Source organism: Ruegeria sp. D7 (genome assembly GCF_056534355.1).
This window is the reverse complement of the sequence record NZ_JBQFPG010000003.1, coordinates 235,083-258,332: the sequence shown is the minus strand read 5'-3', so window position 1 is coordinate 258,332 and position 23,250 is coordinate 235,083. Positions and strand designations below refer to the sequence as shown.

The following is a 23,250-nucleotide window of genomic DNA, read 5'->3' as shown; positions in this document are numbered from 1 at the left end:
ATGGCTCGTCAGAAAAAAACGATCATCACATGCGCTGTAACAGGAGCAATCCACACGCCCACCATGTCAGAGGCGCTGCCATACACTTATGATGACATCGCGAGGCAGGCGATCGAAGCCGCCGTGGCCGGTGCGTCGATCCTACACCTGCATGCCCGAAACCCTGAGGACGGGTCGCCATCGGTTGAACCTAATGACTTTGCGCCATTCCTGCCGCGCATAAAACAGGCCTCCGACGCGGTTGTGAACCTATCGACCGGTGGATCGCTGACATTATCCATTCAAGACCGGATCAACCCGGCCAAGACTTTCAGCCCCGAGATGTGCTCGATGAATATGGGTTCGATGAACTTCTCGTTTCATCCGCTGGCTCACCGATATGGCGATGACGATTGGAAGTTTGATTGGGAGAAGGACTATGTCGCGAACTCCGATCAGAACATCTTTCGCAATACGTTCCGGGACATTCGCGAGGCGGCGGAAACGCTTGCGCCGCACGACATCAAGTTCGAACATGAATGCTACGATGTGGGCCACTTGTATAACCTGAAATTCTGCATGGATATCGGGCTGTTTAAGGCACCCATTTTCATTCAGTTCATCTTTGGCATTCTCGGGGGCATTGGACCCGAAGTCGACAATCTGATCTTCATGAAACGTACTGCCGACCGGCTGTTCGGTGACGACTATCGGTGGTCGGTCTTGGGAGCAGGTGGAGCACAGATGTCCCTTGCCACGACGGCAAGCCAGATGGGTGGTAACCTTCGGGTCGGTCTTGAAGACAGTCTATTTATCTCTCGTGGAAAACTGGCCGAATGCAACGCTCAGCAAGTCGTTAAAATCCGACGTATTGTAGAAGATTTGGGCAGTCAGGTCGCGACCCCTGATGAAGCAAGGGAAATTCTGGACTTGAAAGGCGGAGACCGCGTCGCTTTCTGAAGGTAGGATGACCAATGACTACTTTCTTCGACCAACATTTTTTTGGAGTTTACGAAAGCCCAAGGAGTTTGAGCCATGCGATTGAAAGTTCTGACATTCAGTGCGCTTCTGACAGGATTTACGGCGGTTCAGGCTCATGCGCAAAACGCAGCTCGGGACATTACCAATCTCTTGCTCAGCAACCGATCAGCAGATTGCGCGGACTATGCTGGCGTGTATTCCGCTTCAGTGGAAGACGTCACCCGCCAGCAACATTTTAACTCCGAACTCGAAATCTCGGCAGATAGTCAGCAGTGTACTCTTAAGACCAATGGCATTCCTAACCATGATTTCAACGGGCCTACAGCCAACTTCGCCAACGATGTAAAGGAATTGTCAGGCACTTTTCGGGTTCCCAGAAATCCAGAAAAAGCCCCCAAACAAACTGCACTGTCGCAACGGAGTTATGATGCCATTTTGTTGAATGGCGTGCCGGTCGATTTGCTCTCGGCCGGGTGTTATCGCCCAAGCGGGCCGCGAGCAGACAAGAATGGCAACGTTTTGGCGGGGTGTCGAGACACGGATCCTTGGCTGCTCGATCCCCCGTCCTACGATCAGTATTTTGGTGTGGATCTTCACAATGCCCACGCCCAGCCCGACGGAAGGTATCATTACCATTCCAATCCAAATGCTCTGTTTTTGGATCACGACCTTGATAAGCCGTCACCAGTTATTGGCTTCGCAGCTGACGGCTTTCCGATCTACGGGACGATATTCAAAGACAGCGATGGCAAAATTAGACCGGCGATCTCTGGCTATGAACTTAAAACCACGCCGAGACCCGCTCCGCCTAAAGGGCCGGGTGGCACTCCGGACGGGACATACATCGACGACTACGAGTTCACCGGGGCTGGCGACCTGGATGAGTGCAATGGCATGATTGTGGATGGTGAGTATGGATACTATGTCACTACAAGCTATCCATGGGTGCTGAACTGTTTGGTCGGACAACCTGACCAGTCATTTGACAAAAGGCGGTGAGTTGTCTTGGCTCTTCCAATCACCGAAAGTCTATTAGAGTCAAGTTTACAAGCTCTCAAAAACTTTGATGGCGCCATCTGATTTGTCTGTGTGGTGATGGGCAATCGTCCAACTGCCCCCAATACGGCGAAATACGTTTGTGGCTCTGTGTGCGACTTCGACCCGTTTGCTTCAAGGGAGGAAAGTCCCTTTTTCTAACCCAACTTCATAAACAAAGTGACCAAATGTGAAGATGATGCGTTCCTTCATTTCAACCATCCCACATTCAAAAAATTCTGCGGCATTCTTCTATGCAATCCAAATAGCATCCAAGCCCACTTCGCTCCTACCATTGGGGCGCATCGCTGTAACGCCATGGCTAAGTAACCATACGCTGCTCATTGGTCTCGGATTCTTGTTGAACACGCTATTCAGCGCCGAACAAATTTCTTCAGACGCAGCAAGAATTTCGTCGTTTTGTGCCATGAACCTTCTCAGAAACTCAATTTGGCTAACCGCCACGTTAGTTGGTTCGAGACGACCGTGTTCCTGAGACCGCTGTTGGTGATGGCAGTTAGGTCAACGTCAAGGCCACGGCCGGAAGATCGTACGCGGCTTTTTTGCTGAATGTTACAGCCTGTTCGAATGAACATTATGTGTCACTTCCATGTATCCATCTCGCTGGTTGAAAGACTTATACTATCCACTTCTAAAGTGGCCAGAAAGAAAGCTTGTCGCAAGTTTTACTCAAACAAAAGGGCCCCTTGTAGGTCAAAGTGTTTCGGGAACATTGCGTGCAGAAATCGAAAAACAATTCTCATTGCTTCGTCGCGATCGAATGAATCCGGGTGGAGTAGGTAATCTGTCCACATGCCTTCCAGCATTGCGAGTGTGCCGTGCGTAGCATCCCTAGCAACTTGATTAGGGTGTTCGGTTCCAGCTTCTTTCGCAATTCGAGCGAAAGCGTTGAAAACCAGATTACGAAGCTTAGCGTCGCGGGTATCTGAAAACGCAGCGATTGCCGCTCTGTTTCGGGCCTCGCCTCGAAACGCGTACCAAATGGAAACATTTTTCTTATTGAGAATGGCTTCACTCAAGTCGCCCCGAACAATCATCTCAATATGTTCTTGTCCGGTTTGCCCAGTCGTTTCCAACAGGTCATAAATTCCATTGTAGTATTGTTCGGATGAATAGCGGGCCGCTTCGTCAACCAAATTGTCTTTACCGCCAAAATGAAGGTGAATCATGCCGCGGGACAGTTCGGCGCGTTGAATGATTTCGCTGACGGAAGTCTCGGAAATCCCTTTTTCTGCAACCGAGTCGAGTACTGCCTCGATCAGGGAAAGGCGGTTTCGCTCGCGTATTTCTTGTCGTCTTCCAGTCATTGGATCAGGCGGCTCTGTTTGTTTTCAGTCTCTTGCGGTGTCTTCTAATGGCCAGTGTGAAATTGGCCATCCCCAGTTGCGAAATTATCAGTTGACACAGCTAGTCCAAAAATTCCAGATTTAAATGGACAATTGTCCATTTTGTGATCGACATTGTCGTGCCACCGAAAACGAAGCTCAGCAGGGAAGCATGGCCGGAGTACTACGAAGTGAAACGGGCAAGGGCCTGGCACTGAGCGCGCCTGCGACGCTCTATGTCGGCCTGCTCGTGGCTGTTCCACTTTGCATTCTTGTCGCCTACAGCTTTTGGACCCAGACCTATGTCGAGATTGACCGCACACTGACCTGGGCGAATTACCAAGAGGCGTTTACCGACCCGCTGGTTCGACATCTGATGGTCCGGTCGGTCGCGATTGCGGGGGCAGTGACATTGGCGACGGTCGGTCTGGCCTATCCGATTGCCTACTTCATCGCATTTCGGACGCAGAAAAAAACCCTCTGGCTATTGCTGATTACCATCCCGTTTTGGAGCAGCTACCTGCTGCGGGTGTTCAGCTGGAAATTGATCCTTGGCTTCAATGGGGTGATGAACTCAGCATTGATTTCGCTGGGGCTGATAGAGGAGCCGCTTACATTCCTGCTCTACAATGAATTCGCCGTTGTCCTTACACTTGCACATGCCTGGGCGCCGTTTGCGATCCTGCCGATTTATGTGTCGCTGCAAAAGATCGACCGCAGCCTCTTGGAGGCCGCAACCGATTTAGGGTGCAGCAAGTTGGAACGGTTTGTGCGCGTAACTTTGCCCCTGACGGCGCCAGGGATCATCGCCGCTTGCTTGATCATATTCATCCCCACGGTTGGCGACTATGTCACGCCAGCCCTGGTCGGCGGTTCGCAGGGAAAAATGGTGGCCAATTTGATCCAGGTTCAGTTTGGCGCGGCCAATAATTGGCCATTGGGTGCAACCCTGTCCCTGCTTGCAATGCTTTCGGTCGGTTGCGTCGCAATCCTGTTTGTGGTGGTCGTCACCGCACTGGGGCGGAGGATCAGATGACCAAGGCTATTCGTATCCCATGGTTGCTTGTTTACGCGATCGCCTATCTGGTGTTTCTGTACCTGCCAGTTCTGCTCTTGCCGCTGTTTTCATTTAATGACGGAACCATCGTGGCTTTCCCGCTAAAGGGGTTCACGTTGAAGTGGTACGCGCAGTTGGGTCAGCAAGACACGTTGCTGCAGGCGATGGTCAATTCGCTGATCGTCGGCAGTGTGACTGCCTTGATGGCGACGTCTCTGGGCCTGTTCGCCGCGCGCGCCTATGTCCGGTACCGTTTCAAAGGACGGGAGTTCTCCGAAGGTCTGGTCATGCTCCCGCTGGTCGTGCCCGGTATCATTGTCGCCAGCTCGATGCTGGTTCTGTTCATCAGTATCGGTTTGAAGCCATCGCTGACAACGGTGATCCTTGGGCATGTGTTCGTGGCACTGCCCTTCTCCGTGTCGATCATGAAATCTGCATTTGACGATTTCGACCAGTCTTTGGAGGAGGCCGCGTTCGACCTTGGTGAAAGCGTCGTGGGTACGTTTCGGCGTGTTACCTTGCCAATCGTCGCGCCCGGCATCATCGCCAGCCTGCTGGTGACGTTCACCGTGTCGTTTGATGAATTTGTCCTGGCCTTTTTCCTATCCGGGAACAGCCCGACATTGCCGGTCTATATCTGGAGCCAGATCCGCTTTCCGGCAAAATTGCCCAACACGTTGGCGCTGGGGTCGCTGCTTTTACTGTCTTCAGTCCTGCTGCTGTTGATTGCCGAATACTTCCGCCGCCGTTCCATCCAATCCTCTGATTGAAGCCAAAGGAAACGAGTAAGATGAGCGAACAGAACATCATCGAAATTCAGGGCGTCGAAAAACGCTTTGGTTCCTTTGTGGCTGTGTCTGATCTGAACCTGACCTTGAAAGAGGGTGAGTTCTTTTCGCTGCTTGGGCCTTCGGGCTGCGGTAAGACAACAGCGTTGCGCATTATTGCAGGTTTTCAAGATCACGAAGAAGGCGAGATCCGAATCGATGGTCGAACGATGGGAGAGGTGCCTGCCAACAAGCGCCCCACCAATATGGTGTTCCAAAGCTACGCGATCTTTCCGCACCTGAATGTCGGCGACAATGTTGGTTTTGGATTACGCAAGACAAAGCTCGCGCGGAAGGAAATCAAAGAACGCGTGGCCGAGGCGCTTGAGATGGTTGAGCTTGGCGGATTGCAGGACCGCAAGGCCAATGAGTTATCCGGTGGTCAGCGGCAACGTGTGGCGCTCGCTCGTGCGCTTGTCATGCGACCGAAGGTTTTGCTGCTGGATGAGCCTTTATCAGCGCTGGACAAAAATCTGCGCGAAGCGATGCAGTTGGAAATGCGCCGTCTGCAGCAGAAGCTTGGAATTACCTTCGTGATGGTCACGCATGATCAATACGAGGCGATGACCATGTCCGATCGGATCGGCGTCATGTTCGCTGGACAGCTCAAGCAAGTGGATAAGCCTGAGGTTCTGTATTCCCAACCTTGTAACCGGGAAGTGGCCTCTTTCATCGGCGGAATGAACTTTCTCGATGCCGAGGTAACGGCAGAGAACCCTGAAGCGCTGGAAGTCAACGTTCAGGGCTTTGGGCAGATGACGATCGGAGTGAACCCAAATGTTCAGTTGCATGACAAAGAACTTCTTGTCGGCGTTCGGCCTGAGCAATTGGAAATCAGTGCGGAAAAACCGGATGGGTACGATGCTCTTGTTCAAGGCGAGGTCTCGGACGTCGCCTTCTATGGTGAGAGCGTCCACTACTATGTGCGCGTCGATCGTCTGAAAGAAAGCATCGCCGTCGCAGTGCCAAACTATTTTCACACAGTCGATCACAACCGCGGCGACACCGTCTGGCTTGGCGTTCAAAGCGCCTCGGTGATCGACTTGGGCAAACGCTAGTCTTTGGGAGGAGACAAATGAGTAAAACAGCATCACTTACGGCAGCAGTAGTTGGCATCTTTACCGCCAGCCAAGCGCTAGCAAATGCCGCTGATCTGACCGTTTTTGACTGGTCCGGATACGAGGATCAGGGCTTCTACGGCGACTATGTCGAAAAGTACGGCGGCGCGCCCAGCTATACTTATTTCGGCAGCGTGGAAGAGGCGTTTACCAAGCTTCAGTCCGGGTTTGAAGCCGATTTGGCTCATCCCTGCACGGACGCTCTGAGAAAATGGGTGGCGGCGGATATGCTCAAGCCGATCGACACCAACAAGCTAGAGAACTGGGACAAGTTGATGCCCAAGATCAAAGAGGTCGACGGCATCACGATTGACGGGCAGACCTACATGGTGCCTTTCGAATGGGGCAACACCGGCCTGATCTATCGCACCGATATGATTTCGGCGGACGATGTTTCACTGCAATTACTTGCCGATCCCGCCTATCAGGGTAAAGTTGCCATTCCAGACGCCGCCTCCAGTGCCTTTGCAATGGCGGCACTGGCAACCGGCGCCTCCAGCTATACCGACATGAGCGACGAGGAATTCCAGAAAGCTGCAGATTATCTGCGCGCGATTCATCCGAACGTACGCTTTTATTGGTCTGACGCCGGCCAACTGGATCAGGCAATTGCCAGCGGTGAGGTCACGTTGGGTTGGGGATGGAACCAATCGGAACTGAACCTGATCTGGAACGAAACGCCAGCGGCCATGATGCGTGATGTGGACAAAGGTATCGCAACTTGGGTCTGCGGTTATGTGCATCTGAAATCTGCAAAACAGTCGGATGAGCAAGTCTATGACATGCTGAACGCGCTCAGCTCTGCCGCAAGCGGTAAATACATCATCGAAAGCTGGGGATACGCACACGCCAACGAGGACGCGTTTGCCCAAGCTGACCCGGAACTGATCGAAACCTACGGGTTCTCGGATGTGGACAGCTTCTTTGAAGGCAGCCTGTTCTTTGACGCTGTTAACCCCGAGTTGGAGGCCAAGATGTTGAAGGAATTCGAGCGCATCAAAGCTGGCTTCTAAAGGCACTCTTACAACACAGCCGGGAATGGTGGGGACGTAGGAAACCTTCCATTCCCACGAAACTAATTCCGATTTTCTTGGAGGAAGCGCGGTAATGTCAGGCGCTGACGGATATTCTGTTCTCTTCGAACCGGTTCAGATCGGGCCAGTAACGGCTCGTAACCGGTTCTACCAAGTGCCCCACTGCAATGGTTTGGGTCATTTGCGACCTCAGGCCGAAGCTGCCATGCGGGCGATGAAAGCCGAGGGCGGTTGGGCGGTTGTATCCACTCAGGAGGCTGAGATTCATCCGACTTCGGATTTGTCTCCTTATTCTGAAAACCGAATTTGGGACGATCAGGATATTCCAGCACTGCGTCTAATAACCGACTCAATTCATGAGAAGGGCTCGCTTGCGGCAATCCAATTGGCGCATAACGGTCACCATGCCCAAAACCACCTGACCCGTGCGCCCTTGCTGGCCCCATCAGAACTTGTCCTGCAGACCCCATACCCGAAACAGGCCAGAGCCATGGACAAGTCGGATATTCGTGAGTTCCGCAAGTGGCATCGCGCTGCGGCTCGTCGCTCGCGCGAAGCCGGGTTCGACATTGTGTATGTCTATGCCGGGCATCACATGACATTGCCTCATCATTTTCTGCTGCCACAGTTCAATGATCGGACGGATGAATATGGAGGTTCGTTGGAGAACCGGGTGCGACTGACCTACGAGCTTCTGGAAGAAACCAAGGAGGAGGTTGGAGACAATTGCGCCATTGCCTTGCGGTTTGCGGTTGATGAAATGCTTGGGTCAGACGGCATGCAAGCGCAGGAAGAAGGCCGTGCTGTAGTCGAATTGCTGGCCGAGCTTCCAGACCTTTGGGATGTTAACGTAGCGGATTGGAGCAACGATTCTGCGACGACCCGGTTCGAGCCCCGCGACGGCTTTCAAACCTCATATATCGAATTTGTGAAACAAGTGACCTCTAAGCCTGTTGTCGGCGTCGGGCGTCTAACGTCTCCGGACTTGATGGCGTCACTGGTCAGGAAGGGTATCCTTGATTTTATCGGCGCGGCGCGACCATCCATCGCTGATCCGTTTCTGCCCAACAAGATCAAGGAAGGTCGCATCGAAGAAATCCGCGAATGCATTGGTTGTAACATCTGTGTTTCATCCGATTCTCTCGGCGTCCCCATACGCTGCACACAAAACCCGACTATGGGCGAAGAGTGGCGGAGGAAATGGCATCCTGAGATCATTGAGCGTCGGGTAGAAGAGGAAGCTGCGCTCGTTGTCGGCAGTGGACCAGCCGGGCTTGAATGCGCCATGCAATTGGCGCGTCGGGGCTACGAGGTAACTCTGGCGGAAGCAAAGCAAGAGCTTGGCGGCCGCGTGTTGCAGGAAGCTAGCCTGATCGGGCTATCCGCCTGGAAGCGCGTGACAGATCACAGAATTTACGACCTGCAACAACGCGGGAACGTTCATCTGTTCACCGACAGCCGACTGTCAGCCAGTGAGGTCGTCGAACTGGGTATTACGAACGTCTTTGTTGCAACGGGCGCAAAATGGCGACGAGACGGGCGCGGAAAATCTGCATTCCACGGTGTGTCAATCGATTCAGGTTCTCAGGTTTTCACTCCGGATGATGTTATGGCCGGGGTCATGCTGCAGGACGGCCCCATTTTGGTCTACGATGATGATCAAGCCTATCTCGGTGGAGTCTTGGCGGATCATTTGGCTCAGGCCGGGCGAGAGGTTTTCTTTGTGACGCCGGCCTCAATAGTTTCGCCGTTTACCGAATTGACGTTGGAGCAGACTAAAGTGCAACGCAGTCTGTTGGAAAAAGGCGTTCACCTAAATCTGTCCCAGACTTTGGTCGATGTCGCGCCAGGTCAGGCGACATTGCAGTGCGTCTACACGGGGCGAGAGAATTTCATTGAATGCGGCTCCGTCGTTCTGGTGACGCAACGAATGCGAGAAACCGCCCTTTACGACAAGCTTTGCGGGTTGAATGAAAGTCCGCTGCGTACGTTGGAATTAATCGGAGATGCCGCGAACCCGGGCTTGATCGCGGACGCTGTATACTCGGGTCACATGGCTGCTCGAAATTTCGAACGTAACGCGGACGACATCGACCGTGAATTCTTCCGCCGGGAAATCGTTTCCCTTGAATCTGCATGAGGTGCGCAATGCCAAAAGATGACTTGCAAGTAATGCGCGACTTGATGGACGCGCAACGGGAGGGGTTCGCCTTGCCTCGACACTTCTATACGTCTCAAGCAGTATACGAGAACGATATCGACGCGTTCTGGAACCGTAACTGGATCTGGGTCGGCCACGTTAGTCAGGTCGTTGAACCGGGCGACTATTTCCTGTTCGACTATGGGCCCGAGTCCATCATTGTCGTTCGGGATCGTGAGGGCGAGGTGCGAGCGCATTTGAACGTATGTCGCCACCGAGGATCGCGGGTTTGCATTGAACAGCAAGGCAAGGTGCGCAACTTCATATGCCCTTATCATGCATGGACTTTTGACCTGAACGGCAAGCTACGAAACGGGCGATCGATGGGACAGGACTTTGACCCTAGCCAGTACGGGTTGTTCCCTGTTCAGGTGAAGATTTTTCAGAGCCTGATCTTTGTCTGCGCCACAGAAGATGCTCCGCCGCTGGATGCTGCCCTGGAAAGGCTGGCCCCGCTTTCGAAGCCGTTCGATTTTGAAAACCTGAAAGTCGCGCACGAGGCATCATACCCGGTTCCGGCGAACTGGAAACTGGCCCTTGAGAACTACTTGGAATGCTATCACTGCGCGCCGTCCCATCAGGACTATTCGCGTAGCCATTCCCTGAAAGATCCAGCCCAGGTTCTGGAGTTTAGCGGGGCATTGAATGAACGGATGAAAGAAGCCGGAGTGCCCACCGAGGAACTTGATCTGACAGGAGAAAATGCGGACGCGCCGGGCGCAGATGTTTATTGGCGGCGCTACCCTTTGTTCCCCGGCTATGTGACCGGCAGCAAGGATGGAGCGCCTCTGGCGCCGCCTTTGGGCGAACTGAAATCCCACGATGGCGGAGCAACTGATCTGGGGATCGGCACACTGAACTACTTCCTCGTCTATGCAGATCACATGGTCGGGTATCGCTTCGTCCCTCGCGCGCTGCAGGAAACGGATATTCAGATCGTTTGGTACGTACGCGGAGGCGCTGAAGAGGGTCGCGACTATGACAAGGATACTCTGACGTGGCTTTGGCATGTCACGTCGCTCGATGACGAGCGGATCATACGACACAATCAGGAAGGCGTGAACTCGCACCATTTCGTCCCAGGGCCGTTGTCCGAGATGGAGTGGAGCATCCCCGGGTTTTATCGCAATTACTTCAGCATGATCTGACACGCTCAGAATTCGGAGAAATACTATGACAGAGTTGACGAAGCGCAGATCAAGACGGCGCGGGGGTGGGCGTGAAGCACGTGCAGCTGTGCGAACCAGCAACGTCGCCTCGCAAGCAATCTGGCCGGGCATTTCGGGTGGGCGGTACAAGCCCCTTTCAGACGCTGACATGTCGCGCATTCATGAAGCCGCTCTTGGCATTCTGGAGCGTACGGGTGTCGGTGATCCAACGCAGGAAGTTCTTGATCTCGTGCTGCCCAAAGGGGCGATGGTGAACGAGCATGGTAGGTTGTGCTTCCCTCGCGCGTTGATGGAAGACCTTTTGGCGAAGGCTGCCAGCGAGTTCTATGTCCACGCACGCGGCTCGCGAGCCGGTAAGGACGACATGCACTGCACCAAGGACAAGGTGTATTACGCAAACTCCGGTACTGCTGTGACAACTTTCGACGCGGAGACTCGCAGTTTCCGGCCATCAACACTCAAGGACATTTACGACTTTACCCGATTGGTTGACCGGCTCGACAACATCCACATGACCGGTGATACGGTTCTGGCAACGGATGTGCCGCAGGACTACGAGCATGACATGAGCATGCTCTACGCCATTCTGGCGGGTAGCGAAAAACCATCTTGCCTGACGTTCCGTACTCGAGAGCACATTCAGGACGCGATTCATCTGTTCGATCTGGCATCAGGCGGGGAGGGCAAATTCTTCGAGAAACCCTCGGTCATTTTTGGCGGTTGTCCCATAGTGTCCCCGCTCCGGTTCGGGCGGGAAAATTTGGAGATCCTGATTGATACAGCGAAGATGGGGCTTGTCTGCGATTTGGCTGTTCCACCGCAAGCTGGGGCGACGTCGCCTGCGCCTCTGGCCGGGACTTTGGCGCAAGCCGTCGCCGAGACTCTATCTTGCGTCGCCATTGCCAACCTGATTAACCCGGGCACCCCCGTTGTCTTTGCAGCTTGGCCGTTTATTACCGATCTGCGCACTGGATCGTTTACAGGCGGCAGTGGTGAGCAGGCGTTGATATCCGCGGCAGCTATCCAAATGGGCAATTTCTACAACCTGCCGACCAGCGTCGGATGTGGTATGACGGATTCCAAAATCCCCGATGCGCAATATGGTCTAGAAAAAGCTCTGACATTCGCTTTGGCGGCTCATGCCGGTGCCAACCGGCTCTGCGAGTTTGGCGGAATGCTCGGCAGCCTGATGGGCTGTAGCTTTGAGTCGATGGTCATCGACAACGAAGCTGCGGGCATGATCTCACGGACGCTTCGCGGGATTGAGGTGAGTGATGAAACGCTTTCAGTCGACGTCATCCATGAATGCGCGATCAATCCCGGACATTTCCTCGGTAATACTCAGACATTGCAGTACATGGAAACCGAGTATGTCTACCCGACACTGATGGACCGCGAGCTGACTGATACTTGGGAGAAAGCGGGTCGTCAGGACATGTTCGAGCGTAGCCGATCCGTAGTGGATGACATTCTGTCCAATCACTACCCGAATTACTTTGGTAGCAAGGCGGACGAAGAGGTTCGGTCCAAGTTCCCGATCAAATTGCCCCGTGATGCAATGCGCGCTGGATAAGCGCTGCTGCAGGTAGGGCAGGCTTCGCGGTTGCTCCTATGTTCTGAATACGCCTTGGCGCGTCAGGTCGTCGGTTGCCAGCCGGATTCCTTTTTCAAGGATGTCAAACATCTCGTTCAACTCGCCCTCCGTGATGATCAGCGGAGGGGAGAACACACACATGTTGATGATGGGCCGCAGGATCAGCCCGTTTTCCTGGCAATGGTGATCAATCATAGCGCCAACCGACTTATCTAGATCCAATAAATTGTTAGCTTCGGCGTCCGCAACGCATTCAACGCATCCAACCAGCCCCACACCGCGGGCATCGCCGACCAGTGGCAAGTCGGCCAGAGCCTGTAGGCGCTCTTCAAAAAGCGGAGTGATTGCGCGGACATGTTCCAGAATGCGGTCGCGCTCCATGATTTCAATAGTTTTCAATCCCGCTGCCGCGCTCACTGGATGGCCCGAATAGGTGAAGCCGTTTGAAAAAGTAGCGTTCCGCCCGTGGTCTCCGCTCACATCTGCAATCAGCCGATCAGAGATGATGCACGCCCCCATAGGTATGTACCCGGACGTCATGCCTTTGGCGCAAGTGATGATGTCGGGTTGAATTCCAAAGACGTCTTCAGAAGCAAACCAGTGTCCAAGCCTCCCAAATCCGGTCACGACCTCGTCTGAAATATACAGGACATCGTATTTCTGGCAGATTTCCAGACAGCGCTGATGATATCCTTGTGGAGGCACAATGACGCCACCAGAGCACAAGATCGGTTCAGCGATGAAAGCAGCGACCTTGTCTGCGCCGGTCTGTAAGATCATGTTTTCCAGATCCGCTATTTTTTCGTCCAGAAAGTCGTCAACCGTCTGATCGGAGCGACGAGTATACGGATTAACATTCGGCAGGAAGCGCGTCAGCTGACTTGCCTGGTCCAGCCAACCTTTGTCACGCTCTTTTCCGGACACCGAGGCCGCCAGATACGTCGATCCGTGATAAGCTTTCTGCCGCGATATCACGATTTTCTTTTCAGGTTTTCCCAGCAGGTTATTGCGAAATTGCACAAACCGCAGAGCGCTATCCACGGCCGTTGAACCTCCTGTTGTAAAGAACACGTGGTTCAGGTCACCCGGGGTTCTCTGGGCAATTTCATGTGCCAACCGGGCCGGAGCCGAGTTGGCATTATTGAACGGCGAAAAATACGCCATCTCTTTCGCCTGCTGCGCCATCGCGTCGGCAATCTCGGTGTTTCCATAGCCCAATTGAATGCACCACATACCAGCAGGGCCGTCTATCAGGCGCTTTCCGTCCTCTGTCACGACGTGAACGCCAAGACCGCTTTCGGCAAAGGTCCGTTCGTTTTGGCCCAGATGTGCCATGCCCTCCCACGGGTGCAGAAAGTTCTCGTTGTCCCAATTGCGTATGGATTGAAAGTCGGAGTTCGATAGGGTCATAGGCCACCGTGATGTAATATATATCACAAAATGAACAAGCATTCATTCAATGTCAATCCTTGAACCTCCGCTCTGTTAAATGCGAAAAGATCAAGAAAGCGCACCCCAGCAAAGGACAAGTAAAATTACTCTCGAGCCCGATACTCCAGCAAACGCACGGGAACTCAGCAGGTTGCAGAACCGAAATCAGTTGATCCAATCGGCTGCAGACGCCATCTATAAATACGGAATTCGCGGCACAACCGCGGCAAGAATCCAAGAGTTGTCGGGATTGTCGCAAGGGATGATAAACCTACACTTTGGCTCCAAGGAAAAGCTGCTGCTTGCGGTGGCTGAGGAACTGTCAGTCCGCTACGCGGGGCAGTGGAAGGCCATTGCAATCAATCCAGAGTTAGACCCGTCAGACAAGCTAATCTCTATCATTAAGGCAGATTTCGACCCCTTGGTCCTTAATGCGCGGGACGTTTCGATCTGGTTTTCCTTTCGGGCTGAAGCGCTCTCAAACCCAAACGTTTTTCCTTTCATCGACTCGCGAGACAAAGGTTTCCGCGCGATGATCCTGGAGCTGTTGGAACAAATAAAGGACGAAGGCGAGTACGAGGACATAGACGTCAAACTTGCAACAAACGCGTTGGTTGCTTTGTTGGAAGGGCTTTGGAACGACTACCATTTGCATTCGGATATCTTCAAACCCTCGGAGGCCTTGAAGATCTGCCTGTTTGTGCTGCAGTCGATATTTCCAAAACACTTTAGCAATAGTCGATCCGCGGGTGCAGGTGACTTAAGTGACTAGGAACTAACTTCGGTCAATCACGAATCCGTCTGTGTCTCATGGTGAAATCGACGCAAGTCGTTGATCATTGCTTTGGCCAAAGAGACGCACATAAGCAGTAAAACAACACTGAACGGCAGTGCCCCGATGATCATCGAATTGGTCAATGCCTCTAATCCACCGCCGCCCGCGACCAGCAGAGTTCCAATTACAAGGGTTAGAAGAACACCCCAGAGGATACGATGAAACAGGCCCGTGTCTTCAGACCCGCCGGACATGATCGTGTTCATCACAAGGATGCCAGAGTCGGCGGATGTGACAAGGAAGGTCATGGTTAACAGAATACACATGACACTCACTACCGCGAGCAGGTCACCCGATATCATTTCCCCCAAGGTGACGAACAGTGTTGCCGTCGTTGATGCCGCAATGATTGATCCATTGGCATCTCCATTCAGTTCCAAATCGATGGCGGCCCCGCCCAGAATGGCCATCCATGCGAAACAAACCAGGGACGGGGTAATGACCGCACCAAGTATAAATTCGCGCACAGTCCGCCCTCTTGAGATACGCGCTAAGAAAAGTCCGACAAAGGGCGAAAACGCGATCCACCATGCCCAATAAAATGTAGTCCATCCGGCCTGCCATCCAAACAACCTTCCGCTTGTACCCGCGTTATAAACTGCAGTCTTGGTCGCATCAGAAAGACCGGCTGTTTCGTTGCTCAAACCCTCAAGAAAGGTTGCTTTTGTTCCCCATGGATCAGTTGCACCCGCAAAGAGTTCGCCGACAAAGGGTGCCGCTTCTGCAGGCAATACTGAGGCAAACTCGACTTCGGAAATCGGTCGAAAAGCTTGGAAGCTCAGAGGGACAAAATTTTTGATATAGTCAACCAGCGCTGTAGCATAGGTCGTCGCCGCAAACACGAATGAGCCATAAGCAATGAATACCACCAGCAATACCAGTGAAAAGAGAAGATTAATATTTGACAAGTATTTGACACCACGCCCGACGCCAGAGACGGCAGAGAGTGTCGACATAATCATAACAACGATCAACGCCGTTATTAGGCCGGCGGTTGACGGGATCATATTGGTTACTTCTTTCTCCACAAGCCAATTCGCTCCGGTAATTAGAAACGCACCATCCACCAATTGAGAAACGCCATAACCGATCGTTACCGCTACGCCGAGTATTGTCGCAACGACTCCGAGTATATCGATCACATGGCCTGCAACACCATTTGAATATTCTCCAAGCAACGGGGTCAGTGCGGTGCGGATTGTCAGCGGCATGCCTCTGGTAGATGCGTAGTAGGCAAGGCTAAGGCCGGTGACGACGTATATTGCCCAGGCGTGAAATCCGGTGTGCAAAAAAGTATAGCGGTAGGCTCCTTCAATCGCGTCTTCGCTTTTGGGCGTGACTTCCCCGGAAATAGTCAGTGGATTGGTTTCCCAAAGGCCAAGTGGTTCAGCGGTTGCATAGACCATTAGGCCCACGCCCAGACCCGCCCCAAACATCATCGAAAACCAAGAGAAGTTAGAAAATTCCGGTTTCTCATCTTCTAAACCCAGCCTCATTCGGCCGGTTGAAGGAATGAGCGCGATAAGGAAAAGGAAAAGTACAAACAATCCAACGGAAAGATTGTAGAATGTATTGAACTCGGACAGAATTCCTGACTTCCAAGATCGCAGTGTATCATTGGCTGATAGTGGCCAAACCAGCGCCCAGAGAACGAGTAGAGAAACCGAGAGTTTGCTTACCAGCGCAATCGGAAGGCAATACCCTTTGTAAAAGCCGGTCCGCCGAGTTCTTATTTTGAGGTCTGTGAAAGGTTCTTCAAGCGCCATGTTTTTCCGGTCTTACATAAATTGACTGCTTTGCTCGCCGCGCTGCCAGTCGCTGGGGTCCAGACTATTTTATTCTCAGCCTGAATAGGAGTGTGGTAGCGGGATCGATAGCTGAGAGGAAAAGCTTTTATTCGCAAACGGCAAAACCTATGCGGTTACTGAAAATTGAATGACCTAGAATCAAAGGTTTTGTCATTTGGCATCCAAAGTCGTTCTACTGGCGATAGCCCCTTCATTTTTTTTGTTATTTCGCTGTGTGATAATCGGTGAAGGCTATTAGTGGAATGCGATTAGATTGTGAACTGACGGGGAGCAGACACGGTAGAATATGGAAGGACAACGCCTGCTGTTGTCAAAGGAAGCCGAGGAGTCGCTTCGCCACTTCTATCACCGCTTCGAGATTTTCAGGTTGTAGCGCTAGATAACCCGTACCGCCTGCCGGGATTGCCCATTTGATCGCAGTATCGACAATTAGGTTGGCCTTTTTTAGGCACCAAGCAAAGCCCGTTTTCAAAGCCATGACCAACCTCTCGATGATCATTTGCAAGCGTGATGAGACGGGATCGTGCTTTTCAACTTCTTTCCTGGGATCTTGCAACGGCTCCCCAAAAAATCACTAATTCCTTCGCAATAGGCGAATCATCGAGCATTTCTGAAGGATTGTTTCCACCACTTCCGTGTCCGTTGGCCGTGGCTCGGCGAAGAGCGGTGTCGAGGCCACCGAAGCGCTTTGCTAAATCAAAGAAGGTCCGGGTCTTTTCGATTTCTGCAGCCACGGATTCTATGCCTGCTTCCCAAATCGCATCAGCTCCGTCCAAAATTAGTATCATCCAATTTGCCAAAAAAACGGAGAAACATAGGTCGCGCCGGCCTTTGCTGCTAAAAGAGCCTGTTTTGGTGAAAAACAGAGCGTGATGTTCGTTCTGATGCTATTCCTTTTGAAATGGACGCATGCTTTGAGGTTATCCGGGGTCAGCGGAAGTGCGACAACGGCATTGTCTGCAATCGATGCAAGACGCTCTCCTTCGGCGATCATTCCAGCTGTATCCAATGCCGCGATTTCTGCAGAGACCGACATATGCGTCAGAGTGCAAATTTTTGCAATGATTTCTCATAAATCGCGGCCGGATCTCGCAATCAGACCTGGATCGGTGGTGACGCCGTCAAGAAGTCCCAAGTCTATCAGGTCTTTGATTTCGCTTACTTCTGCAGTATCCGCAAAAAACTTCATGAGTTTTCCTCATGTGTGTGAACTAATTTTGGTTGCACGTGAATTCACCCAGAGGAGCTGCATCGACGGATGGCGGGGTCCAGGGCGTAAGTTCAGAACGCGTGGTGCGTCCCGAATTCGGTGTAGTTCTGGTTTAATCTTAGGTCGGCATTTCGACTAGCGCTGATGACGAGTTCTGCATTTGGCAGATCGTTCGCTATTGCGCGTTGCAGCGCGGTTTGCGGGTCAAATCCATGGCTGATCCAGCGGTTTTGCAGCCTGTTTTCAAGCTCTTCCAAAGTTGGGCTGACAAAAACCGTTGCAGCATAGACATCCGTTAGGTTTCTCCACGGGTCGCTGTCCATCAGAAGATAGTTACCCTCAACGACGACGACCGGAGTTGCCGGGTGAACCGCAATGGCGTTGGCAATAGCGAGGTCCATTGTGCGATCGAATTTGGGATGAAAGGACTCGTGGCGCGTAAATTGAAGCTCTCTGATTGCAGCGCAAAACCCGACCCCATCGAAAGTCTCTGGCGCGCCTTTTCTCGCCAGCAATCCACGCGTTTCCAGCACGCAGTTGTCCAAATGGTAACCATCCATTGGTACAAGTGTGGCTGACGGAACCGCCGAGCTCTGTTGAGTGTTCAGCGACTGCACAACGGCTTCCGCTAAGGTCGACTTTCCGGATGCGGGGGGGCCGGCGATTGCGATAATCGTCCGGACTCCAACTTGCCGCCGGGAGGAGATCAGGTCGCAAACGCGCTGTACGTCCTGCTCGATCACGCTGCGTCCTCTTTTGGGGGTTCCTTGGCACCGGTCATGAAGGCGACTGCATCGGACATCGTGTAATCCTTGGGATCAATTGTGCAGAGCCTTTTGCCCAACCGATGCACATGAATGCGGTCGGCAACCTCAAAAACATGAGGCATGTTGTGGCTGATCAGGATGATCGGAATGCCACGCGCACGCACGTCCTGGATCAGTTCAAGCACCTTGCGGCTTTCCTTGACGCCCAAAGCAGCCGTCGGTTCGTCCATGATGATAAACTTGGTTGCAAAGGCAGCGGCACGAGCAACGGCAACACCTTGGCGTTGGCCACCAGAGAGAGTCTCAACCGCCTGATTGATCGACTGTACAGTCATCAGCCCAAGCTCGGTCAGTTTTTCACGGGCAAACTTCTCCATCGCTGGACGGTCAAGCTTACGCATGTATTTACCCATGAACCCCTGCTTGCGGATTTCGCGCCCCATGAACATGTTGTCCGCAATCGAAAGGGCAGGAGACATGGCGAGCTGCTGATAGACAATCTCAATCCCCATATTCCGCGCATCGATCGGAGAGGTGAAGTTAACCTTTTTGCCCTCGATCAGAATCTCCCCTTCATCCGGGATTGTGGCGCCGCAGATCGCCTTCACGATGGATGATTTGCCCGCGCCGTTATCTCCGATCACTGCCAGGATTTCCCCCTGGCGCAGTTCAAAGTCGGAATGGTCGATGGCGGTAACGTGGCCATAGCGCTTTACGATCCCGCGGCCTTGGACGACTGGAGTTGAGTCTGACATTAGCCCGATACCTTTCTAATCCACTGGTCGACGGCAACTGCAGCGATAATGAGAAGTCCGATAAGTAAGAAGGTCCATTGTGCGTCTGCGCCCAGAAGCCTAAGCCCCAAAGTGAACACGCCAACAATCAGCGCGCCAAACAGCGATCCCAGGATGGATCCCCGCCCGCCAAACAAAGAGATGCCCCCGATCACAACCGCGGTGATGCTTTCGATATTGGCTAATTGACCGGATGTAGGTGAAACCGACCCGATGCGCCCGATCAAGGCCCAGCCCGCAAAGGCACAGATCAAACCGGATAACATATAAACTGACATCAGCGTTCTGTGCACGTTCACACCGGATAGTTCAGCCGCCTCAGGGTCATCCCCCACTGCATAGACATGCCGGCCCCAGGCCGTGTGTTTGAGCGCGTAAGCCAACACGAAAATCAGTACGAGCATGAATATCACGCCGACCGTAAAGGTCGCGCCACCGATGCTGAATTTGGTGCCAAAGAATTGCAGGAACGGGGCGTTGGCCTCGATATCCTGGCTGCGAATTGTTTCGTTTGCGGAATACAGGAAGTTTGTCGCCAGAACGATCTGCCACATGCCGAGCGTGACAATAAAGGGCGGCAGCTTTACGCGACTGACCAGCCAGCCATTAAGAGCCCCGATCAGCGTTCCCATTGCCAGCCCGCACATCACAGCAATGGGCACGGGGATACCGTAGCGGAAGGTGAACTGACCCATGATGACGGATGAAAACACCATGATCGCACCGACGCTCAAGTCGATGCCGGCGGTCAGAATGACAAGGCTTTGCGCTGCGGCCACGATGCCCACGATCTGAACCTGCTGCAGGATCAGCGTCATCGCAAAGGGTGAGAAGAATTTGGACCCCAGCAGCAGGCCGAAAATTACGATGGCGCCGACCAGAACGATCAATGGCACAAAGGAAGGGTTGACATGGAGAAGATGCTGCAACTTCCCCAGAACACCACGCCGGTGATCTTCAAATTCCGCCACGGTTTCTGACGCGTTGGCGGCGGTTTCGAATTCCTGGGCGTTTTGGTTTGCTTCAGACATCTCTCCCCCTTTTCGTGGCTGGCATCGCGTCCACGAAATCAGTTTACAGGAAGTTTAGGTTTGCTGGTGAAAGGATTGATGAGGCGCTGCGGCGCGCCTCACCTTGTAGGGCTGGCTTTAGCCCCAGCAGAGATCCAGGCCTTCTGCGACAGATAGCGACTCGACCCCATCAACCGGCTGGTCGGTGATGAGCGCCACGCCCGTGTCATAGAAGTCTTTGCCGGGTGTGTTTTCCGGCTTCACGCCCTCTTCGGCCCATTTTTTCACGGCCTCAACGCCAAGCGACGCCATCAACAGCGGGTACTGTTGGCTTGTCGCTCCGATCACACCGGCTTCGACGTTTTGGACGCCGGGGCACCCCCCGTCGACCGAAACGATCAGTACGTCGTTTTCACGCCCGATGGATTTCAGCGCCTCATATGCGCCCGCAGCAGCCGGTTCGTTGATCGTGTGAACAACGTTGATGGATGAATCCTTAGCCAGAAGGTTTTCCATCGCGCGGCGCCCGCCTTCTTCATTACCGTCGGTCACGTCACTGCCAACCAGACGCGCATCGGTTTCGTCACCGATGACGTTCGGGTCCGCCAAGTCCACGCCGAATCCGTCGAGGAAACCCTGATTGCGCAGAACGTCCACTGTCGGCTGACTGACGTTCAGATCCAGCGTCGCGATCTTGGCATCGGCTGCGGCGTCGCCCATTTTGGCCTTAGCCCATTGACCGATCAGAAGGCCGGCCTTGTAGTTGTCCGTCGCGAATGTCGCGTCCGCCGAGTCAATCGGGCTAAGCGGCGTGTCCAGCGCAATGACCAAAACCCCCGCATCCCGCGCCTGTTTGACCGCAGGAACGATTGAGCTGGTGTCGGATGCTGTCAGCAGAATGCCTTTTGCGCCATCGAGAATGCAGGTTTCAATGGCCTGAACCTGAGTTTCATGGTCGCCATCAACCTTGCCGGCAAACGCCTTGAGCGTCATGCCCAGCTCTTCTGCCTTGGCGGTTGCGCCTTCCTTCATCTTAACGAAAAAGGGGTTGGTGTCGGTCTTGGTAATCAGGCAGACGGTTTCACCAGCCGCTTGCGCGGATGCAGCGGCCAAAGTCAGCGCAGTCGCGGATGCGGCGAGCTTGAGTAGATTTCTCATGTTGTCCTCCCAGAAAATTGTTGTGGCCCCGCGCGGAATAGCGACAAGGCGGGCCTCCATCCTCCAATGAAGGTCCCGTTCAAGAAACCGTGATTCTAGCCTCTGTGTCAATAAATAAATAAAGTTTATTTATTAATTTGCCCACGTATCTTTTCATAAGAAAACAAGGTGTTTATGTTTAAGGTTATGGAAAGAGAGGCGTTGAAAATACTAACCGGCGGGGTAAGCCAAAGCGGTGTTCGTGATCATAACGAACGCCTCATTCTGACGGTTTTACAACGGCATGGACCTGCTGCCGGGGCGGACGTCGCGAGGCTGACGGGCCTGTCACCCCAGACTGTGTCGATCATTCTGCGTAAGCTCGAAAAGGACGAGATTCTCAAACGTGGGACGCCGTTGAAGGGCAAAGTTGGGAAACCTTCGATCCCCATGGAGCTCAATCCCGAAGGCATTCTGTCGGTGGGAATGAAGATCGGTCGCCGCAGCGCCGATCTTCTTTTGATCGACTTCACCGGTAAGCCACGCCAACAGCTCTCGACGACTTATGACTACCCGCTACCCGAAGCAGTGTTCGGGTTTCTGGAGGTAGGATTGGAAGAGCTTCTGGCCAATGAACCCCAGAAACTTCGGGACCGTGTATGCGGGATTGGAATCGGAACACCGTTCGAGCTATGGAAGTGGCACGACCTTTCTGGGCTTGCGGCTCAGAAATTCAGGTCCTGGAGAAACGTGAACTTCTTTTCCGAGGTGGCCAAGTTCAGCGAACTGCCGGTCTTTGTGGTCAATGATGCTACTGCCGCGTGTCACGCGGAGCACCTCTATGGCCGCGGGGCTGAGTATCGAGACTATTTTTATTTCTTCATAGGCTCAATGATTGGCGGAGGCGTTGCATTGAATGGCACCGTATTTGAGGGCAACCAAGGCAATGCCGGTGCCTTGGGTGCCATGCGAACGACGGGTCCTTTGGGTGAAAGCCAGCAACTGATTGACACTGCATCGCTGTTCCTGCTCGAGGACAGGTTGATAGAAGCGGGTGTTGATCCGGGAATTTTGTGGAAAAAGCCGCAGGACTGGAGCAGCATTTCTCGCTATGTCGAACCATGGATCGGTACCACCGCGCAGGAACTGGCCAAAGCTGCGCTGTCTATTTGCGCGGTCATCGACTTTGAGGCAATTTTTATCGACGGCGCATTCCCATCTGAAATACGGGAGGAGTTGGTCTCACGGGTTCGTCGTTACCTAGTCAACCAAGATAAACGCGGTTTGATTCCTCCGGTTGTAGAAGCTGCGGCTGTCGGAGAAAACGCCCGCGGGATTGGGGCGGCAAGCAGCCCGATTTTCCGCCAGTTTCTATTGAACACTAATGCTGGGCTTTCTGGGATGTAGTCGAAATTCATAGGGGTCAAATTTCCCAAGTAGAAAGGAACCGCGTAATGTCAATCTTCTCAAAACTCTTTGGTGGCGGTGAAAAGTCGGAGCTGCAACCGGTCTCGTACAAAGGGTTCGACATCTTCCCCGTTTTGATTGCCGAGGGCGGAAAGTATCGCCTGTCGGCCCGTATCGAAAAAATCATCAACGGAGATCGTAAGACCTATGCGCTGATCCGGGCGGATGTCTTCGAAAGCCGGGATCAGGCCGAGAGCTTTAGCATCACCAAGGCGAAACAGGTGATTGACGAGCAAGGCGAGTGTATTTTCGGTTAAGGGAACTGTTGGCTATCATCCCTTTCCACGAGCGCTACGGCGTCAACGTCAAATCTCTCGGCCTTGCCCTCCATAATGCTGCGAGACATGTTTCCTCCCCAACTCTTGTCCAGACACCAAAGGCCAAACTACGAAACAAGAAGGTCCCGCAGGTGTTTTCTATGCAAAAAAAAGTGCACCTAAAAAAGTGCACC

The 23,250-nt window shown here is 53.1% G+C and carries 23 protein-coding genes and 1 pseudogene; 12 read left to right on the top strand and 12 right to left on the bottom strand.

The genetic code is table 11. The annotated features are described in order from the left end of the window. A complete protein-coding gene (kce, locus tag ACRZ9U_RS06285) occupies positions 1-939 on the top strand; it encodes a 3,5-dioxohexanoate:acetyl-CoA acetone transferase (RefSeq protein WP_170402660.1) in 939 nt (312 codons plus the stop codon). 75 nt (positions 940-1,014) lie between these two features. Further along, positions 1,015-1,959, top strand: coding sequence for a YHYH protein (locus tag ACRZ9U_RS06280; RefSeq protein ID WP_170402656.1), 945 nt, complete (start codon positions 1,015-1,017; stop codon positions 1,957-1,959). Between the two features lie 45 nt (positions 1,960-2,004). Here the strand turns inward: ACRZ9U_RS06280 and ACRZ9U_RS06275 are convergent. The 3 genes and pseudogenes from ACRZ9U_RS06275 to ACRZ9U_RS06265 all read right to left on the bottom strand — a co-directional run. Next, positions 2,005-2,109: pseudogene (locus ACRZ9U_RS06275) on the bottom strand (nuclear transport factor 2 family protein); the annotation flags it as partial. Between the two features lie 138 nt (positions 2,110-2,247). Next, the gene (locus ACRZ9U_RS06270) at positions 2,248-2,424 is read right to left on the bottom strand and encodes a hypothetical protein (protein WP_170402653.1); all 177 of its coding nucleotides are present in this window, start codon (positions 2,422-2,424) and stop codon (positions 2,248-2,250) included. 257 nt (positions 2,425-2,681) lie between these two features. Continuing rightward, positions 2,682-3,323 (bottom strand): TetR family transcriptional regulator C-terminal domain-containing protein, encoded by a 642-nt coding sequence (locus ACRZ9U_RS06265; RefSeq protein WP_170402650.1) that lies wholly within the window; start codon positions 3,321-3,323, stop codon positions 2,682-2,684. Between the two features lie 190 nt (positions 3,324-3,513). On the opposite strand from ACRZ9U_RS06265, the gene ACRZ9U_RS06260 reads away from it, so the two are divergent. The 7 genes from ACRZ9U_RS06260 to ACRZ9U_RS06230 all read left to right on the top strand — a co-directional run bounded on the left by ACRZ9U_RS06260 (position 3,514) and on the right by ACRZ9U_RS06230 (position 12,319). Continuing rightward, positions 3,514-4,377 (top strand): ABC transporter permease, encoded by an 864-nt coding sequence (locus ACRZ9U_RS06260; RefSeq protein WP_170402647.1) that lies wholly within the window; start codon positions 3,514-3,516, stop codon positions 4,375-4,377. Next, complete coding sequence (locus tag ACRZ9U_RS06255; RefSeq protein ID WP_170402644.1) at positions 4,374-5,168, top strand: ABC transporter permease; 795 nt, start codon at positions 4,374-4,376, stop codon at positions 5,166-5,168. The genes ACRZ9U_RS06260 and ACRZ9U_RS06255 overlap by 4 nt, the downstream gene beginning before the upstream one ends. A gap of 20 nt (positions 5,169-5,188) precedes the next feature. Continuing rightward, on the top strand, positions 5,189-6,283 hold the full coding sequence (locus ACRZ9U_RS06250) for an ABC transporter ATP-binding protein (RefSeq protein WP_170402641.1): 1,095 nt from the start codon (positions 5,189-5,191) through the stop codon (positions 6,281-6,283). Between the two features lie 17 nt (positions 6,284-6,300). Beyond that, complete coding sequence (locus ACRZ9U_RS06245; RefSeq protein ID WP_170402638.1) at positions 6,301-7,356, top strand: extracellular solute-binding protein; 1,056 nt, start codon at positions 6,301-6,303, stop codon at positions 7,354-7,356. 94 nt (positions 7,357-7,450) lie between these two features. After that, entirely contained in the window at positions 7,451-9,517 is a 2,067-nt protein-coding gene (locus ACRZ9U_RS06240) for an oxidoreductase (protein ID WP_170402635.1), read from the top strand. 8 nt (positions 9,518-9,525) lie between these two features. Further along, positions 9,526-10,725 carry an aromatic ring-hydroxylating dioxygenase subunit alpha gene (locus tag ACRZ9U_RS06235; protein ID WP_170402631.1) on the top strand — a complete coding sequence of 400 codons (1,200 nt, stop codon included), beginning with the start codon at positions 9,526-9,528 and terminating at the stop codon, positions 10,723-10,725. A gap of 25 nt (positions 10,726-10,750) precedes the next feature. Next, on the top strand, positions 10,751-12,319 hold the full coding sequence (locus ACRZ9U_RS06230; protein ID WP_170402627.1) for a trimethylamine methyltransferase family protein: 1,569 nt from the start codon (positions 10,751-10,753) through the stop codon (positions 12,317-12,319). A gap of 36 nt (positions 12,320-12,355) precedes the next feature. On the opposite strand, the gene ACRZ9U_RS06225 is transcribed toward ACRZ9U_RS06230, so the two are convergent. After that, positions 12,356-13,750 carry an aminotransferase gene (locus tag ACRZ9U_RS06225; protein WP_170402622.1) on the bottom strand — a complete coding sequence of 465 codons (1,395 nt, stop codon included), beginning with the start codon at positions 13,748-13,750 and terminating at the stop codon, positions 12,356-12,358. Between the two features lie 79 nt (positions 13,751-13,829). On the opposite strand from ACRZ9U_RS06225, the gene ACRZ9U_RS06220 reads away from it, so the two are divergent. Beyond that, positions 13,830-14,543 (top strand): TetR/AcrR family transcriptional regulator, encoded by a 714-nt coding sequence (locus ACRZ9U_RS06220; protein ID WP_480901439.1) that lies wholly within the window; start codon positions 13,830-13,832, stop codon positions 14,541-14,543. Between the two features lie 17 nt (positions 14,544-14,560). On the opposite strand, the gene ACRZ9U_RS06215 is transcribed toward ACRZ9U_RS06220, so the two are convergent. The 8 genes from ACRZ9U_RS06215 to ACRZ9U_RS06180 all read right to left on the bottom strand — a co-directional run bounded on the left by ACRZ9U_RS06215 (position 14,561) and on the right by ACRZ9U_RS06180 (position 21,353). Continuing rightward, a complete protein-coding gene (locus ACRZ9U_RS06215; RefSeq protein WP_170402619.1) occupies positions 14,561-16,372 on the bottom strand; it encodes a BCCT family transporter in 1,812 nt (603 codons plus the stop codon). 352 nt (positions 16,373-16,724) lie between these two features. Next, a complete protein-coding gene (locus ACRZ9U_RS06210; RefSeq protein WP_480901437.1) occupies positions 16,725-16,913 on the bottom strand; it encodes a hypothetical protein in 189 nt (62 codons plus the stop codon). Between the two features lie 31 nt (positions 16,914-16,944). Next, positions 16,945-17,190 carry a hypothetical protein gene (locus tag ACRZ9U_RS06205; RefSeq protein ID WP_170402612.1) on the bottom strand — a complete coding sequence of 82 codons (246 nt, stop codon included), beginning with the start codon at positions 17,188-17,190 and terminating at the stop codon, positions 16,945-16,947. 8 nt (positions 17,191-17,198) lie between these two features. Then, on the bottom strand, positions 17,199-17,450 hold the full coding sequence (locus ACRZ9U_RS06200; RefSeq protein WP_480761543.1) for a transaldolase family protein: 252 nt from the start codon (positions 17,448-17,450) through the stop codon (positions 17,199-17,201). A 245-nt stretch (positions 17,451-17,695) separates the two neighbouring features. Continuing rightward, positions 17,696-18,241, bottom strand: a complete 546-nt coding sequence (locus tag ACRZ9U_RS06195; RefSeq protein WP_480901434.1) for a nucleoside/nucleotide kinase family protein — start codon at positions 18,239-18,241, stop codon at positions 17,696-17,698. A 122-nt stretch (positions 18,242-18,363) separates the two neighbouring features. Then, a complete protein-coding gene (locus ACRZ9U_RS06190) occupies positions 18,364-19,146 on the bottom strand; it encodes an ATP-binding cassette domain-containing protein (RefSeq protein WP_170402609.1) in 783 nt (260 codons plus the stop codon). Further along, complete coding sequence (locus ACRZ9U_RS06185) at positions 19,146-20,216, bottom strand: ABC transporter permease (protein WP_170392953.1); 1,071 nt, start codon at positions 20,214-20,216, stop codon at positions 19,146-19,148. The genes ACRZ9U_RS06190 and ACRZ9U_RS06185 overlap by 1 nt, the downstream gene beginning before the upstream one ends. A 117-nt stretch (positions 20,217-20,333) precedes the next feature. Beyond that, a complete protein-coding gene (locus ACRZ9U_RS06180) occupies positions 20,334-21,353 on the bottom strand; it encodes a sugar ABC transporter substrate-binding protein (RefSeq protein ID WP_170392952.1) in 1,020 nt (339 codons plus the stop codon). A gap of 186 nt (positions 21,354-21,539) precedes the next feature. On the opposite strand from ACRZ9U_RS06180, the gene ACRZ9U_RS06175 reads away from it, so the two are divergent. Together ACRZ9U_RS06175 and ACRZ9U_RS06170 are read left to right on the top strand one after the other, a co-directional pair. After that, positions 21,540-22,739: an ROK family transcriptional regulator gene (locus ACRZ9U_RS06175; protein ID WP_170402926.1), complete on the top strand. Its 1,200-nt coding sequence runs from the start codon at positions 21,540-21,542 to the stop codon at positions 22,737-22,739. A 47-nt stretch (positions 22,740-22,786) separates the two neighbouring features. After that, a complete protein-coding gene (locus ACRZ9U_RS06170) occupies positions 22,787-23,056 on the top strand; it encodes an HlyU family transcriptional regulator (RefSeq protein WP_170402606.1) in 270 nt (89 codons plus the stop codon). Positions 23,057-23,250 lie beyond the last annotated feature (194 nt).

Coding starts and splice junctions, on each gene's coding strand:
- kce (WP_170402660.1), top strand. CDS start 1: ATGGCTCGTCAGAAAAAAACGATCATCACATGCGCTGTAACAGGAGCA.
- ACRZ9U_RS06280 (WP_170402656.1), top strand. CDS start 1,015: ATGCGATTGAAAGTTCTGACATTCAGTGCGCTTCTGACAGGATTTACG.
- ACRZ9U_RS06270 (WP_170402653.1), bottom strand. CDS start 2,424: ATGGCACAAAACGACGAAATTCTTGCTGCGTCTGAAGAAATTTGTTCG.
- ACRZ9U_RS06265 (WP_170402650.1), bottom strand. CDS start 3,323: ATGACTGGAAGACGACAAGAAATACGCGAGCGAAACCGCCTTTCCCTG.
- ACRZ9U_RS06260 (WP_170402647.1), top strand. CDS start 3,514: ATGGCCGGAGTACTACGAAGTGAAACGGGCAAGGGCCTGGCACTGAGC.
- ACRZ9U_RS06255 (WP_170402644.1), top strand. CDS start 4,374: ATGACCAAGGCTATTCGTATCCCATGGTTGCTTGTTTACGCGATCGCC.
- ACRZ9U_RS06250 (WP_170402641.1), top strand. CDS start 5,189: ATGAGCGAACAGAACATCATCGAAATTCAGGGCGTCGAAAAACGCTTT.
- ACRZ9U_RS06245 (WP_170402638.1), top strand. CDS start 6,301: ATGAGTAAAACAGCATCACTTACGGCAGCAGTAGTTGGCATCTTTACC.
- ACRZ9U_RS06240 (WP_170402635.1), top strand. CDS start 7,451: ATGTCAGGCGCTGACGGATATTCTGTTCTCTTCGAACCGGTTCAGATC.
- ACRZ9U_RS06235 (WP_170402631.1), top strand. CDS start 9,526: ATGCCAAAAGATGACTTGCAAGTAATGCGCGACTTGATGGACGCGCAA.
- ACRZ9U_RS06230 (WP_170402627.1), top strand. CDS start 10,751: ATGACAGAGTTGACGAAGCGCAGATCAAGACGGCGCGGGGGTGGGCGT.
- ACRZ9U_RS06225 (WP_170402622.1), bottom strand. CDS start 13,750: ATGACCCTATCGAACTCCGACTTTCAATCCATACGCAATTGGGACAAC.
- ACRZ9U_RS06220 (WP_480901439.1), top strand. CDS start 13,830: ATGCGAAAAGATCAAGAAAGCGCACCCCAGCAAAGGACAAGTAAAATT.
- ACRZ9U_RS06215 (WP_170402619.1), bottom strand. CDS start 16,372: ATGGCGCTTGAAGAACCTTTCACAGACCTCAAAATAAGAACTCGGCGG.
- ACRZ9U_RS06210 (WP_480901437.1), bottom strand. CDS start 16,913: ATGATCATCGAGAGGTTGGTCATGGCTTTGAAAACGGGCTTTGCTTGG.
- ACRZ9U_RS06200 (WP_480761543.1), bottom strand. CDS start 17,450: ATGTCGGTCTCTGCAGAAATCGCGGCATTGGATACAGCTGGAATGATC.
- ACRZ9U_RS06190 (WP_170402609.1), bottom strand. CDS start 19,146: ATGTCAGACTCAACTCCAGTCGTCCAAGGCCGCGGGATCGTAAAGCGC.
- ACRZ9U_RS06185 (WP_170392953.1), bottom strand. CDS start 20,216: ATGTCTGAAGCAAACCAAAACGCCCAGGAATTCGAAACCGCCGCCAAC.
- ACRZ9U_RS06180 (WP_170392952.1), bottom strand. CDS start 21,353: ATGAGAAATCTACTCAAGCTCGCCGCATCCGCGACTGCGCTGACTTTG.
- ACRZ9U_RS06175 (WP_170402926.1), top strand. CDS start 21,540: ATGGAAAGAGAGGCGTTGAAAATACTAACCGGCGGGGTAAGCCAAAGC.
- ACRZ9U_RS06170 (WP_170402606.1), top strand. CDS start 22,787: ATGTCAATCTTCTCAAAACTCTTTGGTGGCGGTGAAAAGTCGGAGCTG.